Annotated in this window: 22 protein-coding genes and 1 pseudogene; 14 read left to right on the top strand and 9 right to left on the bottom strand. The window is 73.2% G+C overall.

What is annotated here, in order from left to right; translation table 11 throughout:
- Window positions 1-6: 6 nt before the first annotated feature.
- The 3 genes and pseudogenes from M1D46_RS00430 to M1D46_RS00420 form a co-directional block, all read right to left on the bottom strand.
- On the bottom strand, window positions 7-1,401 hold the full coding sequence (locus M1D46_RS00430; protein WP_456286229.1) for a recombinase family protein: 1,395 nt from the start codon (window positions 1,399-1,401) through the stop codon (window positions 7-9).
- Between the two features lie 33 nt (window positions 1,402-1,434).
- Window positions 1,435-1,530: pseudogene (locus M1D46_RS00425) on the bottom strand (HhH-GPD-type base excision DNA repair protein); the annotation flags it as partial.
- 190 nt (window positions 1,531-1,720) lie between these two features.
- A complete protein-coding gene (locus tag M1D46_RS00420) occupies window positions 1,721-3,025 on the bottom strand; it encodes a glutamyl-tRNA reductase (protein ID WP_456286228.1) in 1,305 nt (434 codons plus the stop codon).
- A 102-nt stretch (window positions 3,026-3,127) separates the two neighbouring features.
- Here M1D46_RS00420 and hemE point away from each other — a divergent pair, with 102 nt between their 5' ends.
- From hemE to M1D46_RS00365, 11 genes are all read left to right on the top strand, one after another.
- Window positions 3,128-4,162 carry a uroporphyrinogen decarboxylase gene (gene hemE / locus M1D46_RS00415; protein WP_456286227.1) on the top strand — a complete coding sequence of 345 codons (1,035 nt, stop codon included), beginning with the start codon at window positions 3,128-3,130 and terminating at the stop codon, window positions 4,160-4,162.
- A gap of 19 nt (window positions 4,163-4,181) precedes the next feature.
- Window positions 4,182-5,669 (top strand): protoporphyrinogen/coproporphyrinogen oxidase, encoded by a 1,488-nt coding sequence (locus M1D46_RS00410; RefSeq protein ID WP_456286226.1) that lies wholly within the window; start codon window positions 4,182-4,184, stop codon window positions 5,667-5,669.
- Between the two features lie 112 nt (window positions 5,670-5,781).
- Entirely contained in the window at window positions 5,782-6,111 is a 330-nt protein-coding gene (locus M1D46_RS00405; protein WP_271172932.1) for a hypothetical protein, read from the top strand.
- Window positions 6,111-6,527 carry a phage holin family protein gene (locus tag M1D46_RS00400; RefSeq protein WP_271172931.1) on the top strand — a complete coding sequence of 139 codons (417 nt, stop codon included), beginning with the start codon at window positions 6,111-6,113 and terminating at the stop codon, window positions 6,525-6,527. The genes M1D46_RS00405 and M1D46_RS00400 overlap by 1 nt, the downstream gene beginning before the upstream one ends.
- The gene (locus M1D46_RS00395) at window positions 6,517-6,804 is read left to right on the top strand and encodes a hypothetical protein (protein ID WP_456286225.1); all 288 of its coding nucleotides are present in this window, start codon (window positions 6,517-6,519) and stop codon (window positions 6,802-6,804) included. Before M1D46_RS00400 ends, M1D46_RS00395 begins: the two co-directional genes overlap by 11 nt.
- Window positions 6,805-6,884: 80 nt before the next feature.
- Window positions 6,885-7,562: a hydrogen peroxide-dependent heme synthase gene (hemQ, locus tag M1D46_RS00390; RefSeq protein WP_271172929.1), complete on the top strand. Its 678-nt coding sequence runs from the start codon at window positions 6,885-6,887 to the stop codon at window positions 7,560-7,562.
- Window positions 7,559-8,551, top strand: a complete 993-nt coding sequence (gene hemC, locus M1D46_RS00385; protein ID WP_282978765.1) for a hydroxymethylbilane synthase — start codon at window positions 7,559-7,561, stop codon at window positions 8,549-8,551. Before hemQ ends, hemC begins: the two co-directional genes overlap by 4 nt.
- Before the next feature lie 17 nt (window positions 8,552-8,568).
- A complete protein-coding gene (locus M1D46_RS00380; RefSeq protein WP_271172927.1) occupies window positions 8,569-9,405 on the top strand; it encodes a uroporphyrinogen-III synthase in 837 nt (278 codons plus the stop codon).
- Complete coding sequence (hemB, locus tag M1D46_RS00375) at window positions 9,402-10,376, top strand: porphobilinogen synthase (RefSeq protein WP_456286224.1); 975 nt, start codon at window positions 9,402-9,404, stop codon at window positions 10,374-10,376. Before M1D46_RS00380 ends, hemB begins: the two co-directional genes overlap by 4 nt.
- Window positions 10,377-10,476: 100 nt before the next feature.
- Window positions 10,477-11,799, top strand: a complete 1,323-nt coding sequence (gene hemL / locus M1D46_RS00370; RefSeq protein WP_456286223.1) for a glutamate-1-semialdehyde 2,1-aminomutase — start codon at window positions 10,477-10,479, stop codon at window positions 11,797-11,799.
- 121 nt (window positions 11,800-11,920) lie between these two features.
- Window positions 11,921-12,643: a DUF2786 domain-containing protein gene (locus M1D46_RS00365; RefSeq protein ID WP_456286222.1), complete on the top strand. Its 723-nt coding sequence runs from the start codon at window positions 11,921-11,923 to the stop codon at window positions 12,641-12,643.
- A gap of 24 nt (window positions 12,644-12,667) precedes the next feature.
- On the opposite strand, the gene cofC is transcribed toward M1D46_RS00365, so the two are convergent.
- Genes cofC through cofG form a run of 4 tightly spaced genes read right to left on the bottom strand, consistent with a single transcriptional unit; the run spans window position 12,668 to window position 18,283 of the window.
- Window positions 12,668-13,321: a 2-phospho-L-lactate guanylyltransferase gene (cofC, locus tag M1D46_RS00360; protein WP_456286221.1), complete on the bottom strand. Its 654-nt coding sequence runs from the start codon at window positions 13,319-13,321 to the stop codon at window positions 12,668-12,670.
- Window positions 13,318-14,331, bottom strand: coding sequence for a glucose-6-phosphate dehydrogenase (coenzyme-F420) (gene fgd / locus M1D46_RS00355; RefSeq protein ID WP_324013769.1), 1,014 nt, complete (start codon window positions 14,329-14,331; stop codon window positions 13,318-13,320). The genes cofC and fgd overlap by 4 nt, the downstream gene beginning before the upstream one ends.
- Window positions 14,328-15,875 carry a flavin-containing monooxygenase gene (locus tag M1D46_RS00350; RefSeq protein ID WP_456286220.1) on the bottom strand — a complete coding sequence of 516 codons (1,548 nt, stop codon included), beginning with the start codon at window positions 15,873-15,875 and terminating at the stop codon, window positions 14,328-14,330. Before M1D46_RS00350 ends, fgd begins: the two co-directional genes overlap by 4 nt.
- Entirely contained in the window at window positions 15,872-18,283 is a 2,412-nt protein-coding gene (gene cofG / locus M1D46_RS00345) for a 7,8-didemethyl-8-hydroxy-5-deazariboflavin synthase CofG (protein WP_456286219.1), read from the bottom strand. The genes M1D46_RS00350 and cofG overlap by 4 nt, the downstream gene beginning before the upstream one ends.
- A gap of 115 nt (window positions 18,284-18,398) precedes the next feature.
- On the opposite strand from cofG, the gene M1D46_RS00340 reads away from it, so the two are divergent.
- Window positions 18,399-18,848 (top strand): hypothetical protein, encoded by a 450-nt coding sequence (locus M1D46_RS00340; RefSeq protein ID WP_282978755.1) that lies wholly within the window; start codon window positions 18,399-18,401, stop codon window positions 18,846-18,848.
- A 16-nt stretch (window positions 18,849-18,864) separates the two neighbouring features.
- Here the strand turns inward: M1D46_RS00340 and M1D46_RS00335 are convergent, their stop codons facing one another.
- Window positions 18,865-19,386, bottom strand: a complete 522-nt coding sequence (locus M1D46_RS00335) for a hypothetical protein (protein WP_456286218.1) — start codon at window positions 19,384-19,386, stop codon at window positions 18,865-18,867.
- A gap of 165 nt (window positions 19,387-19,551) precedes the next feature.
- Window positions 19,552-21,921, bottom strand: coding sequence for an ATP-binding cassette domain-containing protein (locus M1D46_RS00330; RefSeq protein ID WP_456286217.1), 2,370 nt, complete (start codon window positions 21,919-21,921; stop codon window positions 19,552-19,554).
- A 138-nt stretch (window positions 21,922-22,059) separates the two neighbouring features.
- Between M1D46_RS00330 and M1D46_RS00325 the strand changes: the two genes are divergently transcribed.
- Entirely contained in the window at window positions 22,060-23,157 is a 1,098-nt protein-coding gene (locus M1D46_RS00325; protein WP_456286216.1) for an enoyl-CoA hydratase/isomerase family protein, read from the top strand.
- Between the two features lie 2 nt (window positions 23,158-23,159).
- Window positions 23,160-24,002: a TIGR03620 family F420-dependent LLM class oxidoreductase gene (locus M1D46_RS00320; protein ID WP_456286215.1), complete on the top strand. Its 843-nt coding sequence runs from the start codon at window positions 23,160-23,162 to the stop codon at window positions 24,000-24,002.
- Window positions 24,003-24,015: the final 13 nt, after the last annotated feature.

Genomic DNA, 24,015 nt, shown 5'->3' with positions numbered 1-24,015 from the left:
CGTCGGTTACCCTTGGGCGGTCGGAGCGTCATGCCACACGAACTCCACCCGGTCGGGATCAAAGCGGTTCCCTCCGCGCGTGGCGGGCCGTACCAGCACGGCATTCAGCAGGGTCTCCACTACTGCCCTCCGCTGGTCGACGTCCATGCTCTCCCACTTTCCGTGGTTCACGTGCGTGAGGTCGGGCGCTACCTCTGCCGCCTCGATGAGTCGCCGCTGAGCACGTAGCTCGTCACGCTCGGTCTCCAGCTGAGCCACCGCTGGGAACACGGCCTCGGCTGAGAGTTCTCGTGCGGTGAACGCGGCCATGAGCCGGGCGATGGACTGCTCAACCTCGGCCAGCCGCTTGGCCTCGGTGAACTCCGGCTTCGGTGTCTCCAGGGCAACGTCCTCCAGGCGTCTCAGAACCAGACGGCTGACAAGGTCGTCCACGGCGACGGTGCTGGCGGCTACCGTGTGGCCATCCTCGGCGCACTTGTAGGTCGGGTACTTGGCGGCGTTGCCATACATCAGCGCTCCGCACACTCCACAGCGCACGGTGCCTGTCAGTAGATAGTGGCGCGCGTTCTTCCTAGGCACACGGGACCGGCTCTCTGCAGGGCTAAGCACAGTCACTACCGCGTCATGGGTGGCCTGATCGAGGATTGGTTCCCACTGGCCGCGTACCGGCTTCCCGTCGCGTCCGACGGCGATCTTGCCCTGATGGATGCGCCACCCTGCCAGCCGGGGGGACCTCATCATGCGGGCGAGCGTGTGGCCCTTCCACGGTCGTCCGGTGGAGGTCGTCACTCGCGCGTCGTTCCACCGCTTGGCGATCGCATAGGTGCCGATGCCGGAGATGATGTCTGTAGCGGCCTCTCGAATGAGCTCGGCCTCGTCGGCCTTCACTTCGCGTCCGCCGTCCTGCCAGCCGAAGGGGCGCGTACCGCTCACCGGCTTGCCCTCCCGAGCGGACTCTAGATGCTTACGTGCCACGCGCTCCGCCGTGCGCTCGACCTCGGCCGCGTCCACCGACGCCTTGATGCGCGCCACCATCCGGCCGTCAGCCGTGCTGAGGTCGTCATTGCCCGACACGACCGTGCTGATGCGTACTCCGTGCTGCTCATAGAGGGTGATGAGCTCTTCCAACTCCAGCGGTCGGCGGGTCAGGCGACTGTTGGAGTACGCCACGATCACCTCAAACTCACCCGCACGCGCACGCTGGAGCATGTCGGTGTAGGCCGGTCGTGACTTCTTGCGGGAGCGCGTGGACGCGCCGGTGTCGTTGTCGCTGAACACCGCCACCACGTCAAAGCCGGAGCGCGCGGCAAGCTCCCGGCAGTCGGCCTCCTGGCGGGCCACGCCGAGAGCCTCACCCTCAGCGTCGAGGGAGATGCGGGTATAGATAGCTGAGCTGGCCATGACTTCAAGTTTGCGGCCTGTGCATGGTTAGCGCACGCGCTGGTCGAGGAGCATGCCGATGAGGAGCGCGAGGGGGTTCTCGCTGAGGAGCGTGTCTGCGGCGTCGTCGCCCGTGATCGTGAGAGCCATGCTCCTATGGTCTCAGGCCCCGGCCGGGCGCGCGGGGCGGGACAGAGCGCAGGAGAATCGAGCGGATGGCTGCGCCTCGTGCGCGGGATCGCGCGGATGGCCGACGGAGCGGCCCGCGGATCTCCTGCAATGTGTCCCGGGGGCGGGGACAGGAAGTCCAGGGGGAGGGGTCAGGAAGTCCCGGAAGGGGTCAGGAGGCCTGCGCGTCGCCCGTGAACGGGCAGACCGGCACCTCGGCCGCGGCCGCAGCGGGGCGCGCGTCGATGCCGAAGAGGGTCTCGAGGGCGTCGAAGACCTCGTCGGAGCGTCCCTCGGCCGCGAGCTGACCCGCACGCGCGGTCGGCGTGTGCAGCAGGACGCCCACGAGGTGGCGCAGCGCCTGCTCGACCTGCTCGCCGTCGCCGCGACGTCGGGCACGGTCGACCTCGGCCTGGGTGAGCTCGAACACGTGCTGGCGCAGCGCGACGATCGCCGGCTGCGCGCTCTGCTGGCGGCTCGCGAGGTGGAAGCGCGCCGCGGCATCCTGCACGATTGCGCGCGCCGCCTCGGTCGCCTGGAGCTCCTCGAGCGGCGCGTGGAGGCGGATGGTCTCGAGGTCGAGCAGCGTGACGCCCGGCACGGTCGCGACATCGGGGGCGACGTTGCGCGGCATCCCGAGATCGATGATCATCGCGGCGCCGTCGAACCCGGCGCCCTGCAGGAGAGCAGCGTCGATGACCGGCTCCTCGCGCGACGTGCAGGTGATGACGAGGTCGGACGACGCGGCCACCGCGGCGAACTCGTCGCTCGCGACGCTGAGCAGGCCGTGCTTCGCGGCGAAGCGCGCCCCTCGGCCGGAGGGCGAGTGGACCGTGATGTCGGTCACGCCGTGGTCGCGCAGGGCGGCGAGCGTCGCAGCCGCGTAGGAGCCGGTTCCGACGAGCAGCGTGCGCTGGGTGGTCCAGTCGGCGATGCGGCTGCCCGCGAGGTCGAGCGCCAGCCGCACGAGCGAGCGGCCTGCTCGGCCGAGGGCGGTGCCGTTCTTGACGCCCTTCTGCGTCTCGGTCGCGCGCTGGAAGAGGCGCTCGAGCTCGCTCGAGGTGGTGCCGTGCTCGCGCGCCTCGTCGAGGGCGCGGCGCACCTGGCCGCCGATCTCGCCCTCGCCGACGATGACCGACTCGAGTCCTGAGGCGACGGAGAAGAGGTGCTCGGCGACCTTCGTGCCCGCCGTCACCTCGCAGGCGCCCTCGAGGTCCTCGGGGGTCACGCCCGTGGCCGTGCGGATGGCCTCATGCGCGGCGGCGAGGCCGGCCTCGCGCGCGGCGCCGGACGGCACGTCGAGGTCGATGTACGCCTCGAAGCGGTTGCAGGTCGAGAGCACGACGGTGCCCTTGACGTCCTCGCTGTGGCCCGCGATGAGCGGGGCGACGGCGGTCGTGTGCGTGCTCAGGCGCTCGAGGAGATCGAACGGCGCGGTCTTGTGACTCGCAGACAGGCAGAACAGCACGACAGCCATTCTACCCCGCGTAAAAGTCTCTTCTGAATGATTCATGAAAAGGAAGGGTTGCCTAACCGGCGCTTTCCGCGACTCCGAAGGCGCGGATGGGAGGATGGGGGCATGCCTTCCCCCGATGCGCCGCTGCTGCGCGCCCTGCGCGGCGAGCGCCCCGATACCGCTCCGATCTGGTTCATGCGACAGGCGGGCCGCTCGCTTCCCGAGTACCGCGAGCTCCGCGTCGGCACGCGCATGCTCGACGCCTGCCTCACGCCCGACCTCGCGGCGGAGATCACGCTGCAGCCCGTGCGGCGGCACGGGGTCGACGCAGGCATCTTCTTCAGCGACATCGTCGTGCCGCTCCGGCTCGCCGGCATCGACGTCGAGATCGTTCCCGGGCGCGGGCCCGTCTTCGCCGACCCCGTGCGCACGCGCGCCGACGTCGACCGCGTGACGGCCATCGACCCCGCGGAGGTCGCGGAGGCCGCCGAGCCCGTGCGCGCCGCGGTGCGCGCCGTCGTCTCGGAGCTCGACGGCGCCGGCACGCCGCTCATCGGCTTCGCGGGGGCGCCCTTCACGCTCGCGGCCTATCTCGTCGAGGGCGGGCCGTCGAAGGAGCACCTGCGCGCCCGCGCCCTGATGCACGCCGACCCCGGCGCATGGCACGCGCTCGCCGGATGGCTCGCGCAGGTCTCGCGCGCGTTCCTCCAGGCGCAAATCGAGTCGGGGGCTGCGGCCGTGCAGCTGTTCGACTCGTGGGCGGGCTCGCTCGCGCCATCCGATCTGCGCGCGTTCGTGCTCCCGCACTCGACGGCCGCCGTCGAGGGCCTCGACGTGCCGGTCATCCACTTCGGCGTCGGCACGGGCCCCGTGCTCGCCGACATGCGCCTCGGGGGCATCGCGTCCGCGGTCGGCGTCGACTGGCGCGTGCCGCTCGACGAGGCCGCGCGCACCGTCGGCGGCGAGACGACCCTGCAGGGCAACATCGACCCCGCCCTGCTCGCCGCGCCCTGGGAGGTGCTCGAGGCGCACGTCCGCGACGTGCTCGAACGCGGGCGCGCTGCCCGTGCGCACATCGTCAACCTCGGCCACGGCGTCCCGCCGGAGACCGACCCGACGGTGCTGACGCGCATCGTCGAGCTCGTCCACTCGGTCTGATCGTCGGAGGAGGCACACCGTGACGGAGCAGCTCGACGAGCTCTACGCCCACGCTCATGAGAAGCACGTCGTCGTCGTGGGCGGCGGCGTCGCGGGTCTGATCGCGGCGTGGGAGTGCGCCAAGGTGGGCATGCGCGTGACCGTGCTCGAGGCCGGCGAGCGCCCGGGCGGCGTGCTGCGCTCGGCCGAGGTGGGCGGTGTCGTCCTCGACCTCGGCGCGGAGAGCTTCGCGACACGCGGCGGCCACGTCCGCGCGCTGATCGACGAGCTCGGGCTGTCGGACGACGTCGTGGCGCCGGGCACGGGCGCAGGCGGCGCGTGGGTCGCCGGCGTGCCCGGCGTGGGGGCGGCCCCGCTGCCGAAGGGCGGCGTGCTCGGCATCCCCGCCAACCCCTTCGCGGACGACGTCCGACGGATCCTCGGCTGGGGCGGCGCCTGGCGCGCCTACCTCGATCGGCTGAAGCCCGTGCTCACGATCGGCCACGAGCACAGCCTGGGGCGCCTCGTGCGGTCGCGGCTCGGTGAGAAGGCCCTCGATCGGCTCGTCGCGCCCGTCACGACCGGGGTGTACTCCGCGCATCCCGACGACATCGATCCCGACGTCGCGGCACCGGGGCTCAACGCGGCGCTCACCCGCACCGGCTCGCTCACCGGCGCCGTCGCCGACCTCGCGGGCGCGCGCACGTCCGCCCCGGGAGGCGCCGTGCTCGGTCTGCGCGGCGGGATGGCGCGGCTCGCGGACGCGCTCGTCGAGCGTCTCGAGGTGCTCGGCGCCGACGTCAGGACCCGCGCCGCCGTCGACGGGCTCGAGCGCGCGGGCGCGACCTGGACCATCCGCCTCGCGGCGCGCGAGGAGCGCGACGAGGACGTGAGCGACGCCGCTGTCGACGACGGGCCGATCGAGGCCGACGTGGTCGTCGTCGCGATCGGCGAGGCGGGCGCACGTCGCCTCCTCGCGCCGCACGTGACCGGCCTGGCCGCCGAGCCGGCACGCCCCGGCCCGGTCGTCGAGATCGTCACGCTCGTCCTCGACGCCCCCGAGCTCGACGCGAAGCCGCGGGGGACGGGCGTGCTCACCGTTCCGGGATCGCACCGTGCGAAGGCCCTCACCCACGCGACCGCGAAATGGCAGTGGGTCGCGGAGGCCGCCGGCGCGCACCGTCACGTCGTCCGGGTCTCGTTCGGCACCCAGAACGAGGAGCCGGCGACCGCGGGCCTCGACGACGACGAGGCGGCGGCCCTCGCGCTGGAGGAGGCGAGCGCGCTGCTCGGCGTCGCCCTCGCACCGCATCAGCTCGCGGGTGCCCGTCGCGAGCGCTTCCTCCAGGCGCAGCCGGCCGCGACCGTCGGACTCAAGGCCGCGACCGCGCAGGCGCGCGCGGCCATCCAGACCGCTCCTGGCATCGGCGCCGTCGGCGCCTGGCTCGCCGGGACGGGACTCGCTCAGGTCGTGCCCGACGCGATCGCGGAGGCGGAGCGCGTGCGACGCCGCGCGCTCTTCTCGTGACCTGACCCGGGTACACCCGCTGGCGCTCTCGCGCAAGGCGGATGCCGAAAGCGGCATACACGGTTACTGTGGGACACCAGGGCAGCACCCGAAACGACGTGAGGAGAACCCGATGCGGGGGAAGCTGGGACTCGTGATCGGCCTCGGAGTGGGCTACGTGCTCGGCACGCGAGCCGGCCGCGAGCGCTACGAGCAGATCAAGGAGAAGGCGCAGGAGGTGTGGGAGCTCCCCATCGTCCAGGCGCAGGCCGAGAAGGCGACGAAGCTCGCCAAGTCGAGCGCGCTCGCGATCCCCCGTGCCGCCTGGAACGGCGCGATCAAGGTCGTCAAGGCGGCCACGACGCCCGGCACCCCGGGGCAGCGTCTCGACGCGGCGCTCGGCGAGGCGGAGGACGCCGCCGACGACGTCAAGCAGGAGGCGCAGCGGAAGGCTGCCGGCTGATGGCGCAGCTTCCGCCGTCGCCGGTGCGGGACCGCGCCGACGACAGTCTCTTCTCGCTGATCGGCGACCTGCCGGAGCTGGTGCGCAACCTCGTCGTCGCAGAGGTGAACGCGGCGAAGAAGTGGGCGATCGCCGCCGCGAAGGACGCGGGCTTCGGCACCGGCTGGATGATCGTCGCCCTGTTCTTCGTGTTCTGGGCGATCCCGGCCTTCCTCGCGTTCGTCATCGCGCTCCTGTCGCTGTGGCTGCCGGTGTGGGCGTCGGCGCTCATCGTGTTCGGCGTCGGCCTCGTGCTCGCCGCGGTGTTCGCGCTGCTCGGCCTGCTCCGGTTCAAGCACCTCGCGAAGAGCGAGAACCCCGCCCGCGCCGTGCAGACGGACGTCGCCATCGTCAAGGAGGTCGCAGATGAGTTCTGACCGTGCACGCGCCGAGGAGCGGCTCGCGAAGACGGTCGTGCCCAGCGGGATCTCCGACCCGGTCGAGCTCGCGCGGGCGGAGCTGAAGGCCGCGCTCGCCGCGATCGAGGTCAAGGGCAACCTCCCGCGTCGAGCGGCCGAGGCGAGCCAGCGCGGCGCCGTGAAGGCGCGCGCGTTCGCGCAGCGCAACCCCGTGGCGGCAGCGGCCGCCGCGGCGGGCGTCGCCGCGGCCGTCGGGCTCGCGATCTGGGGCGTCGCGCGGATCATCGCGCGCTGATCGGTGGGGAGGCCCTCCGCTCCCGTCAAGGGGGAGGGCCTCGTTTTCGCCTTCTCGCGACGCGGGAGCATGATGGAGTCATGTCTGCAGCACCCGAGACGACCGGCGACAACTACAGCCTCTGGGCGGTGTGGCGGCGGAACCCCGACCGCCCCGTGACGGAGCCCGACGCGACCGAGCTCGAGGACATCGTCGCCCTGCTCGAGGGCGAGGGCGTGACGATCCGCGGGTTCTACGACGTCAGCGGCCTGCGCGCCGATGCCGACCTCATGGTCTGGCTGCACGGCGCCGTCGCCGAGGACCTGCAGCGGGCCGTGCGCCGGCTGCGCCGCACCGAGCTGCTCAAGGACCTCCTGCCGACGTGGAACGCGATGGCCGTCCACCGCGACGCGGAGTTCAACAAGCGGCACATCCCCGGCTACCTCCGCGGCATCCCCGCGAAGGGCTGGCTCACGGTGTACCCGTTCGTGCGCAGCCACGAGTGGTACCTGCTGCCCGAGGACGAGCGCCGCACGATGCTCGCCGACCACGGTCGCAAGGGCGCCGCGTTCTCGGGAGTCGTCGCGAACACGATGGCGTCGTTCGCCCTGGGCGACTACGAGTGGATGCTCCCGATGGAGTCGGACGAGCTCAACGAGCTCGTCGACATGATGCGCGAGCTGCGCTACACCGAGGCCCGTCGCCACGTGCGCGAGGAGGTGCCGTTCTTCACGGGTCGACGCATCCCCGCGTCGGCCGTGCCCGAGGTGCTCCAGTGACCACGCCCATCCGTCTCGGCACGCGCCGGAGCGCTCTCGCGACGGCGCAGTCGTCGCAGATCGCCCGCGCTCTCGAGCAGCAGGCGGGAAGGCCCGTCGAGCTCGTGCCGATCGTCTCGGAGGGCGACACGTCGCGCGCGTCGCTGTCGCAGCTCGGCGGGACGGGCGTCTTCGCGACGCGCCTGCGCGAGGCGCTGCTGCGCGACGAGTGCGATCTCCTCGTGCACTCCCTGAAGGACCTCCCGACCGCCGACGCCCCCGGCCTCGTCATCGCGGCGACCCCCGCGCGTGCGGACGCGCGCGACGTCGTGCTCACGCGCGACGGCGTGCGGCTGGGCGACCTCGCCCCCGGTGCGCGGATCGGCACGGGCTCGCCTCGCCGCATCGCGCAGGTCCGGCGCGCGAACGCGGGTGTCGAGCTCCATGACATCCGCGGCAACGTCGACTCCCGCATGCAGCGCGTGCGCGACGGCGAGCTCGACGCGATCGTGCTGGCCGCGGCGGGCCTGTCGCGCCTCGGAGCCGACATCGACCTCGCTCTCGAGCCGCAGGACCTGGGCGGATGGCCGACGGCCGCGGGGCAGGGAGCTCTCGCCGTCGAGACCCGCAGCGACATCGACGAGGAGCTCTTCGCGGCCATCCGCGCCCTCGACGACCCCGCGACCCGCTTCGCCGTGACGGTCGAGCGCGCGATCCTGGCGGGGGTCGAAGCCGGGTGCCATGCGCCCCTCGGGATCCACGCCGTCCTCCGGGGCGAGCAGCTCTCGGTGACCGCGGTCGCGTACGGCCGCGAGCCGGGCGAGGAGATCGCCGTCGAGCACGCCGAGGCCGTGGCGCAGGAGTATATTCGTCCTGAGGGCGGAAGCGACGGTGCGGACTCCGCCCGGCGCGTCGTCCCCCGACGAGCGAGCGAGATCGGCACCGCTGTCGCCGGTCGGCTTCTCGACCGAGGGGCGTCCGACCTCGTCTCCCCCTCGACCACACCATGACGAAGCCAGTGGAACACATGACCGGAAAGCCTCTCGCCGGATGGCGGGTGCTCGTGCCTCGCGGCGGCCCGTGGGGCGATGGCGTCGCGGCGCGTCTGCGTGCCGACGGCGCGACGCCGGTCATCGCGCCGCTCATCAACTTCGCCCCGACGGAGGACAAGGCCGCTCTCGAGCAGGCGCTGCGCGACCTCGCCGACGGCATGTTCGACTGGCTCACCGTGACGAGCGCGACGACCGTCGACGTCCTCTACTCCTACGGCGCGACCATCCCCGAGAGCACGAAGGTCGCGGCGGTCGGCGAGACGACCGCGACCGCGCTGCAGGCCGTCGGGTACGGCGTGGACCTCGTTCCCGACACCGACAACTCCGCAGCCGGACTCGCGCGGCAGCTCCTCGCCCGGGAGTCGGAGCCCCGCCGCATCCTGACCCTGCGCAGCGAGATCGCCAAGCCCGTCCTCACCGACGCCCTCATCGCCGCGGGGCACGACGTGCACAGCGTCGTCGCGTACCGCACGGTGGGCGTGCCCGCCCCGGAGCGCGCGCACCGCGACGTGCTCAACGGCCGCATCAACGCCATCCTCGTGACGAGCGGCTCGGTCGCCGAGCAGGTGCGCGAGCAGTTCCCCGACATCCCCGACCAGACGATCATCGCCGCGATCGGCCCGCGCACCGCGCGCGACGCCGACGCCGTGGGGCTGCCGATCCACCTCGTCGCACCACGGCAGACCATCGAGTCGCTCATCGACTCCCTCGCGAAGATCCCGGTGCCCGAGCCGACCGAGGAGGCCAGGGCCATCCCGCCCACGACGCCGACCGACGTCGTCCGGATCCCCGGGATGAAGGCGCGCCGATGACGTTCCCCGTGCACCGGCCGCGGCGCCTCCGCCAGTCGCCGGCGGTCCGCCGGCTCATGCGCGAGACGCACCTCGCGCCATCCCAGCTCGTGCTGCCCGCCTTCGTGCGGGAGGGCATCGCCGAGCCCGTCGAGATCTCGTCGATGCCCGGGGTGCGCCAGCACACGCTCGACTCCCTCCGCCGGGCCGCCGTCGAGGCGGCGGAGGCCGGAGTCGGCGGCATCATGCTCTTCGGCGTGCCGGCCGTGCGCGACGCGGTGGGATCGGGAGCCGACGATCCCGAGGGCATCCTCAACGTCGCCGTGTCGGCGCTCGCATCGGAGGTCGGCGACGCCCTCGTCGTGCAGGCCGACCTGTGCCTCGACGAGTTCACCGACCACGGGCACTGCGGCGTGCTGACGCCCGAGGGCGGTGTCGACAACGACGCGACGCTCGAGCGGTACGCCGCGATGGCCCTCGCGCAGGCGCGTGCGGGTGCGACGCTGCTGGGGCTCTCGGGGATGATGGATGGCCAGGTCGCGGCCGTCCGCGAGGCGCTCGAGTCCGAGGGCTTCGTCGACACGATCGTGATGGCGTACTCGGCGAAGTACGCGGGCGCGTTCTACGGGCCGTTCCGCGAGGCGGTCGACTCGCAGCTGAAGGGCGACCGGCGCACCTACCAGATGGACCCCGGCAACGCGCGCGAGGGAGTTCGCGAGGCGGTGATCGACGTCGAGGAGGGCGCCGACATCGTCATGGTGAAGCCCGCGCTGCCGTACCTCGACGTGCTCGCCGACGTGCGTGCGGCCGTCGACGTGCCCGTCTGGGGGTACCAGGTGTCGGGCGAGTACGCGATGATCGAGGCCGCGAGCGCGAACGGCCGGATCGACCGCCGCGGCGCGATCGAGGAGTCGCTCCTCGGCATCCGCCGCGCCGGCGCCGACGCCATCCTCACGTACTGGGCCGTCGAAGCCGCGCGCTGGCTGCGCTGATCCGGGAGGCGCGGCGTCGTCCGGGCGCGGCGGGTTCGCCGCGTTTCGCGGCGAACGTCCTCGCACGATTCGCCCATCCGCGGCGCGGGAGAATGGACGCATGACCGATCGCAACGACGTCCTGTTCGAGCACGCCCGCGAAGTGATCCCCGGCGGCGTGAACTCGCCCGTGCGGGCGTACGGCTCGGTCGGCGGGACGCCCCGGTTCCTCGCGTCGGCGCGCGGGGCGTACGTGACGGATGCCGCTGGCCGCGAGTACGTCGACCTGGTCGCCTCGTGGGGCCCGGCTCTGCTCGGTCATGCGCATCCTGAGGTCGTCGCCGCGGTGCAGGAGGCGGCGGCGCGCGGGCTGTCGTTCGGCGCTCCGACCGAGGGCGAGGTTGAGCTGGCCGATCTCATCGTCGACCGGGTGCAGGCCGGCGGCCTCCGGCCGGTCGAGCAGGTGCGCCTCGTCTCGACGGGCACCGAGGCGACCATGACCGCCATCCGCCTCGCGCGCGGCGTCACCGGCCGCGACCTCGTGCTCAAGTTCGACGGCAACTACCACGGGCACTCCGATGGGCTCCTCGCGGCGGCGGGCTCCGGCGTCGCGACGCTCGCCCTCCCCGGCACGGCGGGGGTGCCCGCGCCGATCGCGGCGCAGACGCTCGTCGCCCCGTACGGCGACCTCGACGCGGTGCGCGAGATCTTCGCGGTCCGCGGCGACGAGATCGCCGCGATCATCGTGGAGGCCGCGCCCGCCAACATGGGGGTCGTGCAGCCGGCGCCCGGCTACAACGCGGCGCTCGCGCAGATCGCGCACGACGCGGGAGCGCTGCTCATCCTCGACGAGGTGCTCACGGGCTTCCGCGTGCACCCGGCGGGGCACTGGGGGCTCCAGGTCGAGGCGGGCGAGGCCTTCGAGCCCGACATCATCACGTTCGGCAAGGTCGTGGGCGGCGGCATGCCTCTCGCAGCGCTCGGCGGCAAGCGCGCCGTCATGGACCAGCTCGCTCCCGTCGGCCCCGTCTACCAGGCTGGCACGCTCTCGGGGAACCCGCTGTCCGTCGCCGCCGGCATCGCGACGCTGCGTCTGGCCACTCCCGAGGTCTACGCGGCCGTCGACGCCGCCGCGGCCACGGTCGCCGACGCGCTGGCCGCCGCGCTCTCGGCGGAGGGCGTCGTCCATGCGATCCCGCGCGCCGGCAACCTCTTCGGGCTCGCGTTCCTGCCCGAGGCGCCGGCCGACTACGCGACCGCCAAGACGCAGGAGGCGTTCCGCTACACGCCGTTCTTCCACGCGATGCTCGAGGCGGGCGTCGCCCTGCCCCCGAGCGTGTTCGAGGCGTGGTTCCTCACGGCGGCGCACGACGAGGAGGCGCTCGCTCGCATCGTCGACGCGCTGCCCGCAGCCGCGCGCGCTGCCGCGGCCGCGATCGCCTGAGCCGCGACGCCCTCTGCACAGGCGGCTCCCGCCGGCGCGCCCTCCCCAGGCGAACCGCGTGCGAGCCGCCGACGGGGGTGGTCCCTCCGAGGATGTGACGCATCCGACCGAGGAGGAGACCATGACCGACGCCAAGCTCGACCTCATCGCGAAGCTGCTCGCGAAGGCCGAGAGCACGACGCCCGAGGAGGCCGAGGCGCTCACCGAGCACGCTGAGCGCCTCATGGTGAAGTACGGGATCGGGCAGGCGCTGCTCGATGAGAGACGTGCTCGACTGGGCGAGACGCAGGACCCCGTCGTCGAGGAGCGGATGCTCTTCACAGGCGCCTACGCGCGCGACCTCCGAGAGCTCGGCGGCGGGGTCGCGCGCGCCCTCGGCACGATCCGGCCGCTCATCGCCGACTCCGCTCGCGGATCGGTGCTGTATCTCGTCGGGTTCGCGTCCGATGTGCAGCAGGCGCGCGTTCTCATCGCGAGCCTGCGCGTCCAGGCGCTCGTCGCGATGCGCGCATGGTGGCTCATCGAGCGAGCGTCGTATGACTGGTGCACGGAGAGCGACCGCCGTCGCGCGCGCAGCGGGTTCGTCCGCGGATTCGGGGCCGGCGCCGCGGCGCGCATCGCCGAGAACCGCCGCGCGATCATCGAGGAGGCGGGGAGCGGAACCGACCTCGTCCTCGCGTCACGTCGAAGCCGAGTCGATGCCTACGTCGAAGCGCTCTCTCCGAGGAGAGGGCGCCGGCGCCAGGGGGCCGACGCGGGCGCGTTCGCGTCGGGGCACCGCTCCGGCCGTCAGGCGAACACGGGTGAGGCCGCGATCGGCGCGAGAAGGGGCCTCCCGCGATGAGGCACCGCGGCGGTGCGACGCTGTTCAGCCCAGCAGCGTCGCGGTCCGCGAGCCGAGGCCGAGAGCGGCGGCGGCGCGCAGCTGCTCGACGGTGTCGACGTCGCGGCGCAGCGTCGAGTCCTGCGCCACCCCGAGGTCGACGTGCCCCGCCGCCCGGTGCGCCGCGGCCGAGTCCGCTCCGAAGGCCGGTACGAGTGCGGTGCCCGCGCGCGCCGTGATGAGGGTGGATCCCGTGCCCTCGGCGTCCGCGACGAGCCCGAGCCGAGCCGCGCCGGCGAGCGCGAGCGCGGCATCGAGGTCTGCCGGTCGGAGCGCGGGCAGGTCGCCCAGGAGCACCGCCCGCGGGAGAACGCGATCGATCGTCGCGAGTCCGCGGCGGATGGCGGCGTTCAGCCCCGCGGGCTCGGACTCGCGGACGATGCGGATGGGGGCGGATGGCCGTGCGCGCGCGGGCGCCGGCGTGCTGTCTGCGAGGCCCTCCGGCCATCCGGAGGCCGCCGTGACGACGACGACCTCGGCGACCCGCGAGGCGCGCGCGACCGCGTCGACCGTGTCACGCGCGATCGCGTCGGCGAGCGCCGCGCGATCGACGCCGGGCGCCTCGAGCCGCGACTTCCCCCGTGCGGGCGGCTTCACGGGGATGACGACGTGCCAGGCGAAGCCCGCGTCGCCGTTCACGCCCCGTACTCGGCGCGGAGCCGAGGCAGCACCTCCTCGCCGTAGAGGCGCAGGAAGGTCTCCTGGTCGTGCCCGGGGTCGTGGAAGACGAGGTGCCGGAAGCCCAGGTCGATCCAGGTGCGGATCGCCGCGAGGTGCTCGTCGACGTCGTCCGACACGATGAAGCGCGAGGCGGCGCGCTCGGTGGGCAGCTGCTCGGCGAGGCGCTGCATCTCGAGCGGGTCGTCCACGCCCATCTTCTCCTCGGGGCTCAGGGCGAGCGGGGCCCAGAAGCGCGTGTTCTCGAGCGCCTGGGCGCGGTCGTGGCGGAAGGAGACCTTGACCTCGAGAAGCGTGTCGACGTCGGACCGGTCGCGGCCCGCCTTGGCGAGCCCCTCGTCGAATGCCGGCAGGAGCTTCTCGCTGTACAGCTCGGGAGCCTTGCCGCTCGTCGTGATGTAGCCGTCGGCGATCCGGCCGGCGAGCCGCGTCGCCGCGGGGCCAGAGGCGCCGATGTAGATGGGCACGAGCTCGTCCGGGCGGTCGTAGATCGTGGCGTTGCGCACCGAGTAGTACGTGCCGTCGAAGGTCACGCGATCGTCGGTCCACAGCCGGCGGATGAGCGTGATCGCCTCCTTCATGCGCTGGAACCGCTCGGGCGACTCGGGCCAGTCGAGGCCGAGGGTGACCTCGTTGAGCGCCTCGCCCGTGCCGACGCCGAGGATCATCCGCCCGGGGTGCATGGCGCCGAGGGTGCCGAACGCCTGGGCCACGACGCCCGGGTGGTAGCGGAAGGTCGGCGTGAGCACCGACGTGCCGAGCAGCACGCGCGAGGTGCGCTCGGCCGCGGCGCCGAGCCACGGCAGTGCGGCGGGTGCGTGCCCTCCCTCGTGCATCCACGGCTGAAGGTGGTCGCTGAGGAAGACCGAGTCGAACCCGACCTCCTCGGCGAGGATCGCGTAGTCGAGCAGCTCGCGCGGCCCGAACTGCTCGGATGAGGCCTTGTAGCCGAACCGGAACGGGATGGTCATGGCAGGGCTCCTTCGGAGGTGAGGACGGCGGATGGCTCGAGCAGGTCGCGGGCGACGCGCGCGAGACGCTCGCGGAAGGCGGCGACGGTCCCCGGCCAGAGGAGCGTGAGCCGGCCGCTGCGGGAGTCGACGTACCAGCTCTCGCAGCCGCCCGACACCCACGGGGTCCCGGTCGAGCGCTCGACGATCTCCCGCGTGTAGGCGGCCTCGTCCTGCGCGCTCACGCGCACGTCCAGTCCGCGGGTGATGAGAGCCGCGGCGAAGGCGGCCTGCTCCTCGAGGATGAGCACGGCCGAGTTGTGGCCGAGCGCCGCGTTCGGCCCGCCGAGGATGAAGAGGTTCGGGAAGCCGTGCACGAGGGTCGAGCCGACCGAGCGCATGCCGTCGGACCAGTGCGCGTCGAGGGATCGACCGTGCTCTCCGGTCACGAGGGGCGCGTAGGGCTGGCGGGTGGAGGCGAAGCCCGTGGCGAGGACGACCGCGTCGGCTGCGTGCCGCGTGCCGTCGGCCGCGACGAGCGCGCCGTTCTCCACGGCGGCCAGGGCAGATGGCACGAGACGCACGGCATCCGAGGCGACGGCCGGGTAGAACGCGTCGCTCAGGAGCACGCGCTTGCAGCCGAACGCGTAGTCCGGGGTGAGAGCGGCGCGCAGGGCGGGGTCGGCCACCTGCGAGGCGAGGTGGGCGCGCGCGACGGCCTCGGCTTCGGCGGTGGCCGCGCGGTCGCCAGAGCGCGACGCGAAGCGCGCCTCGCCCTCGCGGAGCAGCTCGTCGCGCAGGTGCGCGGCGGCCGACGGCTCGCGCAGGGCGGCGCGCTCCTCCGGACCGTACACTCGGTCGCCCTTGGGGACGATCCACGCGGGCGTGCGCTGGAAGAGCACGACCTCGGCGCCCGCATCGACGAGGGCGGGCACGAGCTGCACGGCGCTCGCCCCCGTGCCGACGACCGCGATCCGGCGCCCCGCGACGTCCTGGGTGTGATCCCACCGTGCGGAGTGGAAGAGCGGGCCGGGGAAGGTCTCGAGCCCCACGACATCGGGGATCCGCGGCTCGGTGAGCCGCCCGCACGCGAGGACGAGATGTCGCGCCCGGATCTCCTCGGGACACGACGCAGGATCCTCCTCGCCCGCCGCACCGGGAATCCGGTTCCCGCGCGCGGAGCCGCTCGGAGGTCCTGCGATGTGTCCCGGGCCGGTGCGCACGGCCCACTCGTCGCCATCCCACCGTGCGTCGATCAGCGCGGTGCCGAAACGGATCCGCGTGTCGAGCCCCTCGTCGCGCGCGATCCGCTCGAGGTACTCCCGGATCTCCGAGCCGGGAGCGAACACGCGCGTCCAGTCGGGGGACGGATGGCTCGCGAGCCCGTACAGATGAGAGGGCACGTCGCACGCGACGCCGGGGTAGGTGTTGTCGCGCCACGTGCCGCCGACTCCGTCGGCGCGCTCGATGATCGCGAAATCGTCGACGCCCTGGGCTCGGAGGGCGAGCGCGGCCGCGAGGCCTGCGAAGCCGGCGCCGACGATGAGCGTGCCGACGCGGATCATCCGCCGCTCCGCTGGACGTCTCCGTAGGTCGTCGTCCGCTGCCGGAACGGCCGGAACAGCCGCTTCGCGATGCCGCGCGCCGTGTCGAGCGGCAGCTCGAGGCCGGCCTCGACCCCCGCGCGAGGCGCGACGCGTCCGTCGAGAAGCGTTCCGCCGAGGTCGTCGCCGCCCGCGCGCAGGAGGTCGGCCGACAGTTCGAGGCCGTGGCGCGTCCACGGGATCTGCACGTGCGCGATGGCGCCCGACAGCATGAGGCGAGACACCGCGACCATGGCACGGTGCTCATCACGCGGGCTGCGGCCGTCGACGAGCGGCCGGCCCCAGCCCGGCATCGGGATCGGCACGAACTCGGAGAACCCTCCGGTCTCGCGCTGGATGGCCAGGAGCCTGCGGAGGTGGGCGATGCGCTCCGCGGCGGTCTCGACGTGCCCGTAGAACAGGACGGACGTCGAGCGGAAGCCCGCGCGGTGGGCGGCCGTGATGGTCTCGATCCAGCGGTCGATCTCGAGGTCGCTGGGCGCGACCTCGGTGCGCACGCGCTCGCTCAGGATCTTGACGCCCGTTCCCGGCACCGTGTCGACTCCCGCCTCGCGCAGCGCGGCGAGAGCGCCGTCGACCCCGAGCCCCGCGCGGTCGGCGAGGTCGGCGACATCCTGCGGGCGGAAGGCGTGGAGATGGATGGCCGGGGCCGCGCGCTTCACGGCGCGAGCGATCTCGAGGTACGCCTCGGGCTCCTCGCCCGGCGCGAGGAGGCCCTGCACGCAGATCTCCGTGAGCCCGAGGTCGACCGCGTCGCGCGCGGCGTCCTCGAGGAGCGGGAGGTCGAACTCGTCATCCGCCCGGCCGCCTCGCGCGCGGAAGCCGGTCGAGGCGATGTTGCGGTTCGCGACGATGCTCACGGTCTCGCCGACGGTGTACCGGCGCACGTCGTCGGCCGTCTGCACGAGGGCCTCGAGCTCGTCGCCGGTCGCGGTGAGGAGGCGCTCCCACTCCGCGTCGTCGAGCGCTCCAGGGTCCTGCGCGGCGCGCTCGATGACGGCGGCGATGAGCCCGCCGGGCGACCACAGTGCAGGAGTCTCGACCGCGCCCGCATCGGGGGAGCGGTCTCCCGGCTCCTGCGGGCCCGGAACTCCTGCGTCGTGTCCCGCTCGGGGCGAGCGCGCCTCGGGCCGCACGATGCCGCCATCCGTCGCGCGCCGCGCGAGCCCGCTCTCGTCGGCGAGGGCGCGCGTCGCACCGCGGATGGCCGCGTCGACCCAGGCGTCCGCGTGCACGTACTCGGGGTGGGCCGTGAGGCGCTCGCGGAGCGTGAAGCCGAGCTCGGCCGTGCGCGCCGCGAGGTCGTCGAGGTGCGGCCACGGGCGCTCGGGGTTCACGTGGTCGGCGGTGAGCGGCGAGACGCCGCCCCAGTCGTCGGCGCCCGCGCGGAGGAGGAGCGCGAACTCCTGCGGGTCGGACAGGTTCGGCGGCACCTGCACGCGCATGCGCGGCCCCAGGACGAGCCGCGTCACGGCGACGGCCATCGCATGCTCGTGGAGGGCGGCGTCGGGCGCGTCCTGCATCGCGGTCCGCGGCTTCGCGCGGAAGTTCTGGACGATGACCTCCTGCACGTGCCCGTGGCGCTCGTGCACGTCGCGGAGGGCGATCATCGACTCCGCGCGGTCGCGGAGCGTCTCGCCGATCCCGATGAGGATGCCCGAGGTGAAGGGGATGCGGGCGCGGCCGGCGTTCTCGAGCAGCTCGAGCCGGACGAGGGGGTCCTTGTCGGGCGAGCCGTGGTGCACGCGCCCCGGCTCCGTGAAGAGCGCGCGCGAGGTCGTCTCGAGCATGACGCCCATCGAGGGGGCGAACGGGCGCAGCGCCGCGAGCTCGTCGGGGCTCATCACGCCCGGGTTCAGGTGGGGGAGGAGACCCGTCTCGTCGACGATCAGCTCGGCCATCGCGCCGACGTACTCGAGAGTCGACGCGTAGCCGTGCTCGTCGAGCCAGGCGCGCGCCTCGGGCCACCGGTCCTCGGGGCGATCGCCGAGCGTGAGCAGCGCCTCCTTGCAGCCGAGCGCCTGCCCCTGTCGGGCGACGGCGAGCACCTGCTCGGGCGACATGTACGCGGGCTTCGCCTTCTTGAGCAGCTGGCCGGGGGTGTCGACGAAGACGCAGTAGTGGCAGCGGTCGCGGCACAGCGTCGTGAGGGGGATGAACACCTTGCGCGAGTACGTCACGACACCGGGTCGGCCCGCGAGGGCGAGCCCCTCGTCGCGCGTGCGCGCGGCGAGATCGAACACGCGCTCGGCATCGGGGCCCGTCGCCTCGAGGAGCGCGAGCGCGTCGTCGGCGTCGAGGCGCTCCCCGCGCTCGGCCTTTCGCAGAGCGGCGGCGAGAGCCGGAGCGTTCGCGCTGAGCAGGGTCACCGATCCAGTCTCGCACCGTGCGCGGCGACGGGCGCCGCCGCGGACAGCGCGGCCGCGGCGAAGCTGTGCGAACTCACCAGCCTCTCGGGAGGAGTCCGCTGGCAGGATGGATGCCATGGTCACCCTGCTCCTCGATCACGCGCAGCTCGAGATCTCGCTGTCGGCCACCGAGCGCGCCCTCGCGTTCCGCCGCACGAGCATCCGCGTCGAGCGCTCGTCGATCGTCAAGGTGCAGCTCACGGACGACCCGTGGACCTGGCTGCGCGGCGTGCGCGCCCGCGGCACGTTCCTGCCCGGCTTCACCGCGCTCGGCACGTGGCGGACGGAGACCGGAGACGACTTCGTCGCGGTGCGCGGCCGCCGTCTGCCCGGTGTCGTGATCGATCTGGATGGCGAGGGTGAGTTCGAGCGTCTCGTCATCTCGACACGTCACGGCCTGGCGCTCACGCGCGCGCTGCGCCTCAACCTCGACGAGGCGGCCGAGGCCGTCGAGCTCGGCGCGGAGCCTGCGAAGGAGCCGCAGCGCACACCGCGCCCCGCCCCGCGTCCCGCTCCCGCGATCTGAGCCGGCGGCGCCGTCGTCAGTCGGCGTCGCAGCCCGCGTTGCTCGTGATCGTCGTGACCTTCCAGGTCTCGGTGGCGTCGAGCTCGAGGTGATAGGTGGTCGTGAAGTGGGTGTCGCCGCTGGTGCTCACGTCTTCGCCGTCAAGAGCGTTGGGCACCATGTCGGAGGTGTCTCGACAACCAGTGACGGCCGCGGTCGTTCCGATGTCGTAGTGGGTCGGAGAGAACTCGTCTCGTCCTTCCCAGAAGATGCCGAGGCGGCGCCAGCTTTCGGCGGCTTGAAGGGCGTCGTCGAGCGCCGGGCCGGAAGCCACGGTCGCTAGCCGTTCAGGCTGCTCTCCGGCGTCTGCGGCGACAGCGGAGAAGACGTCGAGGTAGGCGTTGACTGCGGTGAGCGCCTGGTCTCGTGGATCGGTCGTCGGTGTCGGCGACGGCTTTGTCGCGAGTGCGTGCTCGGGCTCCGTGCAACCGGTCAGCGCGAGCGTCGCGATGAGAACGAGGGCGCCTCCGAGGCGTCGTGTTCTGGGGATGCTGTGCACGCTGGTTTCACCTGTCTTCCCGAGTCGGTGGGGTGGCCATGCCGAGGGTAGGCCGTGACGGCGGACGCGGGGAGCGGTCCCCTTCGGCGCGCCAGATCTCGGTGCCCCCGGCCTGCACGGTTTGCTCGCGCCGAGTCGAAGTCCCCGTGTCGCACAGTTGGTGCGTCAGTCGGCGTCGTCCTCGGTGGGCTGCTCGGTGCCCTCGTAGGTCACCGGGTCGACGCCCGCTCCGCGCAGGATGTCGTCGAACGAGAAGCCCTCCTCGTTCTCGCCCTCGACGACGGCCGCGTCCTCCTCCTCGGTGGACTCCTCGGCGCCGATCATCGGCACGGCCACGGTCTCCGTCGAGAGGTGGTCGATCGTCGGGATGGCGATGGTCGGTTCGCCCGGCTCGTGCTCGTCGGCGTCATGGCCCAGGAACGCGGCCGCGCCGCCGACCGGCTCGTCGCCACCGGCCAGGAGGTTCGCCAGACGCGCCGACCCCGGCAGGCCGCCCGCGAACGGAGCCGCCTCGGCGTCCTCGGCGTCGTCGCCACCGTCGAACTCGACGACCGCATCGGGCTCCTCGAGCACGTCGGGGCTGTCGGCGTCGTCGCGAGGAGCATCCTGCTCGCCCTCGTGCCGGTCGTGGGGAGCCTCCGACGGATCGGAATCGGCGGCGAAGGCGTCGGCCGGGGCGTCGGCGTCGTCGGCCTCGGGCGTCCAGTCCTCGTGGCTCTCGGCGACGTGCTCGGGAGCCGCGGGAGCCTCGTCGTCCCACGCGTGCGCGGCGCCGGGGTCGCCGTCCATGGCCGGAGCCTGGAGGAAGGCGTCGGCCTCGGCGACCTCGCGCTCGAAGTCGGCGTCGGTGGTCGGCGCAGGAGCGGCGGGGATGTGCCACGTGGGCACCGGCGCCGGCGCGTCGGCGACGAACGGCGCGTCCTCGATCGGCGCGTCCTCGGGGGCGGTGTGCTCGAGCGCTTCCGCTGCCGCGTCGTCGCCCTCGGCGTCGTCCTCCTCGCCCGCGGCCTCGTACTCCGCCGGCGCGTAGTCCTCGGTCTCGTCGGAGGCCGTCTCGTCGGAGGTCGGCTCGTCCGAGGCCGTCTCGTCGGAGGCCTTCTCGTCGGAGGCCTTCTCGTCGGAGGCCGTCTCTCCCTCTGCGTCCGCAGCGCCCTGGGGTGCGGCGTCTTCCGCGTCCGCCTCGCCCTCCTCGGCGGCGTCCGCGTTCTCACCTGCGTCGGCGTCGGCCGGCTGCTCGTCGGTCGCGTCGGTCACGATGGCGGCCACGCCGACTCCGGCGGCGGCGCCCGCGGCAGCCGTCACGCCGACCTCGGCGGGGGAGAGACCCGCGTCCTCGGAGTTCGGCTCCGCGTCCTCGTGGCGGTCGGCCTCGGCGTCCACGGTCGTCGCGTCCGCCTCATCTGAGACATCCGCAGCCGCGTCATCCGAGACATCCGCAGCTGCGACATCCGCGTCACTCGAGGCATCCGCAGCTGCGACATCCGCGTCACCTGCGACATCCGCATCCGAGACATCCGCAGCTGCGACATCCGCGTCACCCGAGACAACCGCAGCTGCCACATCCGCGTCACGCGAGACATCCGCGACCGCGCCGTCCGCGGCACCCGCCGTCGGCGGCAGCGCCGCGGTCATCGGCGGCACGTACTCGCCGCTCACGAGCTGGATGAAGACGTCCTCGAGGCTGGGGCTGCGCTGCTGCAGCGTGGTGAGCGCGACACCGGCCTGCGCGGCGAGCGCGCCGATCTCCGCGGCCGAGGCGCCCTGCACGTTGATGCCCGAGCGCAGCAGCTCGACCTCGTAGCCCGCGTCGCGCAGGGCGCGCGAGAGCGCGGCGCGGTCGAGCGAGTCGACGGCGACCGTCTGCGACGACGCGTCCTCGAGGTCCTCGATGGCGCCCGCGAAGACGAGCGAGCCGTTCGAGATGACGAGGAGCCGATCCGCGACCTGCTGGATCTCGCTGAGCAGGTGCGACGACACGAGCACCGTGCGGCCCTCATCGGCGAGGCGGCGCATGAGGAGGCGCATCCACCGGATGCCCTCGGGGTCGAGTCCGTTCGCGGGCTCGTCGAGGACGAGCACGCCGGGGTCGCCGATCATCGCCTCCGCGACCGCGAGTCGCTGCGTCATGCCGAGGGAGTAGCCCGAGATGCGCATGTCGGCGACCTCGGAGAGGCCCACGAGCGCGAGCACCTCGGCCACGCGCGATGACGGCACACCGGCCTGACGTGCGACCGTGCTCAGGTGCTTGACCGCCGTGCGGCGCGCCCGGAACGTCGGCGACTCCGACACCCAGCCCACGACGCGGCGCGGGCTGGAGAGCTGCGCGAACGTCTTGCCGCCGATCGTCGCGGTGCCCGCGTTGGCGCGCAGCTGCCCGAGGAGGATCCGCAGCGTCGTCGTCTTGCCCGCTCCGTTGGGGCCGAGGAACGCGGTCACGAAGCCGGGGTCCACGCGGGCGGTGAAGTCCGAGACAGCGGCGATCCCGTCGAAGGTCTTCGTGACGCCCGTGAACTCGAGCACCTTGCCGTCGGTCATGGTGACCCCTTCATCTGCATGCATGTTCCCCCTATCTTGTCGGAATCCCGCTGAGAACCGTGGCACATCGGCGCAAACCCCTCCGTGGGCACCCCGCGGCCGGGGCCGGGACGCGCGCCGGGTAACGTGGCACGCGTGATGGACACGACGCCTTCGGCCAGAGTCGCCGCGAAGATGCAGAGCGGGGTGGGGCGCATCACGCTCGACCGCCCCGAGGCCATCAACGCCCTCTCGCTCGAGATGCTCCAGGCGGTGGGCGAGATCCTGGACGGATGGCGGGATGAGCCGGATGTCGCGATCGTGCTGCTCGAGGGCGCCGGCGACCGCGGGTTCTCGGCGGGCGGCGACATCCGCGCCCTGTACGCGAGCATGCTCGACGGCGGCGAGCCGGCCGCCGAGCCGTTCTTCCGCGTCGAGTACCGCGTCGACGCCGAGGTCGCCGCGTACCCCAAGCCGATCGTCGCGATCGCCGACGGCGTCACCATGGGCGGCGGGATCGGGCTCGCCGGCAACGCGCACGTCCGCATCGTGACCGAGCGCTCGCGCCTCGCGATGCCCGAGACGCGCATCGGATTCTCGCCCGACGCCGGTGGCTCGTGGCTCCTCGCGCACGCGCCAGGCCGTCTCGGCGAGTACCTCGCGCTCACGAGCGACACGATGGACGCCGCCGACGCCATCCACTGCGGCTTCGCCGACCACTACGTCCCGAGCGACCGCATCCCGTCGGTCGTCGACGCCCTCGAGATGCGCGCGGACCCGGCCACGCCGACCGAGCTCGTCATGCTCTTCGACGAGACGCCGGAGCCGAGCCGGATCCAGCGCGCGCAGCCGTGGATCGACCGCGCCTTCTCGGCCGACACGCTCCCCGAGATCCGCGAGCGGCTCGAGCAGCTGGTCGCGGAGGGCGTCGCCGCCGACGAGGACCCGTCGCCTGCCGCGGCCCTCGCGGCCCTCGACGAGCGCTCGCCGACCGCGCTCGTCGTCACGCTCGGGGCCATCCGCTCGGCTCGCGCGCTGCCGTCGCAGCGCCACGCGCTCGAGCAGGAGTACCACCTCATGTGCTGGTACCTCGCGACGCAGCCCGACCTCGTCGAGGGGATCAGGGCGCAGGTGATCGACAAGGACCGGCAGCCGCGCTGGAACCCGGCTACGGTGGCGGATGTGCACCCCGACACGGTGGGCACGGCCTTCGCGCACCGCGCGGAGCGGATGCTGTTCCCCGACCTGGAGAGGTGAGCATGACCGACAAGGCGGAGTTCGGCTCCTACGGCGTGTGGCGCCCCGCGGCGCGCCTCGACGGCGCCTTCGCCCAGGGCGTCGAGCAGCTCGGATACGGAACGCTGTGGGTGGGCGGGTCGCCCGCGCAGGACCTCGTGATCGTCGAGGAGCTCCTCGACGCGACGACGTCGATCATCGTCGCCACCGGCATCGTCAACATCTGGCAGGCCGACGCCGAGAGCGTGGCCCGAGCGTTCCATCGGATCGAGGATGCGCATCCCGGCCGGCTCGTCCTCGGCATCGGCTCGGGGCACCGCGAGGCCACGCCGCACCGCGAGAAGCCTCTCGGAGCGCTCAACGCGTACCTCGACGTGCTCGATGCGGAGGGTGTCCGCCGCGATCAGCGCGTGCTCGCGGCGCTCGGCGACCGCACGCTCGCGCTCGCCGCGGAGCGCACGCTCGGCGCCCATCCGTACCTCACCGTCCCCGCGCACACGGCACATGCGCGCGAGGTGCTCGGCGACGCGCTCCTCGCGCCGGAGATGAAGGTCGCGCTCGCCGACTCGGCCGAGGCCGCACGCGCGACGGCCAGGGCCTCTCTCGAGCGCTACTTCGGGCTGTCGAACTACGTCGACGCGCTCAAGCGCTTCGGCGCGAGAGACGAGGACTTCGCCGACGGCGGGTCGGACGAGCTCATCGACGCCGTCGCGGCCAACCCCGACCCCGAGGCCGCGGCCGCCGCGCTGCGCACGCACCTCGGCGCGGGCGCCGACCACGTGGCGCTGCAGCCGCTCGGAGACGACCCGCTCGGGTCGCTCGAGCGACTCGCGCCGGCGCTCGGCCTCGAGCGCCTGCGGCACTGACCCGGCCGCGCCG

The organism is Microbacterium sp. JZ70, assembly GCF_053903225.1.
Note: the sequence above shows the minus strand (reverse complement) of the source record. Positions and strands in the feature narration are given on the sequence as shown.

Bases quoted from the DNA above. Each gene is read 5' to 3' on its own strand.
- hemB (WP_456286224.1), top strand. From the start codon at position 9,402: ATGACGTTCCCCGTGCACCGGCCGCGGCGCCTCCGCCAGTCGCCGGCG.
- M1D46_RS00405 (WP_271172932.1), top strand. From the start codon at position 5,782: ATGCGGGGGAAGCTGGGACTCGTGATCGGCCTCGGAGTGGGCTACGTG.
- M1D46_RS00320 (WP_456286215.1), top strand. From the start codon at position 23,160: ATGACCGACAAGGCGGAGTTCGGCTCCTACGGCGTGTGGCGCCCCGCG.
- M1D46_RS00430 (WP_456286229.1), bottom strand. From the start codon at position 1,401: ATGGCCAGCTCAGCTATCTATACCCGCATCTCCCTCGACGCTGAGGGT.
- M1D46_RS00350 (WP_456286220.1), bottom strand. From the start codon at position 15,875: ATGATCCGCGTCGGCACGCTCATCGTCGGCGCCGGCTTCGCAGGCCTC.
- M1D46_RS00365 (WP_456286222.1), top strand. From the start codon at position 11,921: ATGACCGACGCCAAGCTCGACCTCATCGCGAAGCTGCTCGCGAAGGCC.
- hemL (WP_456286223.1), top strand. From the start codon at position 10,477: ATGACCGATCGCAACGACGTCCTGTTCGAGCACGCCCGCGAAGTGATC.
- M1D46_RS00340 (WP_282978755.1), top strand. From the start codon at position 18,399: ATGGTCACCCTGCTCCTCGATCACGCGCAGCTCGAGATCTCGCTGTCG.
- M1D46_RS00395 (WP_456286225.1), top strand. From the start codon at position 6,517: ATGAGTTCTGACCGTGCACGCGCCGAGGAGCGGCTCGCGAAGACGGTC.
- M1D46_RS00330 (WP_456286217.1), bottom strand. From the start codon at position 21,921: ATGACCGACGGCAAGGTGCTCGAGTTCACGGGCGTCACGAAGACCTTC.
- hemQ (WP_271172929.1), top strand. From the start codon at position 6,885: ATGTCTGCAGCACCCGAGACGACCGGCGACAACTACAGCCTCTGGGCG.
- M1D46_RS00420 (WP_456286228.1), bottom strand. From the start codon at position 3,025: ATGGCTGTCGTGCTGTTCTGCCTGTCTGCGAGTCACAAGACCGCGCCG.
- fgd (WP_324013769.1), bottom strand. From the start codon at position 14,331: ATGACCATCCCGTTCCGGTTCGGCTACAAGGCCTCATCCGAGCAGTTC.
- M1D46_RS00380 (WP_271172927.1), top strand. From the start codon at position 8,569: ATGACCGGAAAGCCTCTCGCCGGATGGCGGGTGCTCGTGCCTCGCGGC.
- hemE (WP_456286227.1), top strand. From the start codon at position 3,128: ATGCCTTCCCCCGATGCGCCGCTGCTGCGCGCCCTGCGCGGCGAGCGC.
- M1D46_RS00400 (WP_271172931.1), top strand. From the start codon at position 6,111: ATGGCGCAGCTTCCGCCGTCGCCGGTGCGGGACCGCGCCGACGACAGT.
- M1D46_RS00325 (WP_456286216.1), top strand. From the start codon at position 22,060: ATGGACACGACGCCTTCGGCCAGAGTCGCCGCGAAGATGCAGAGCGGG.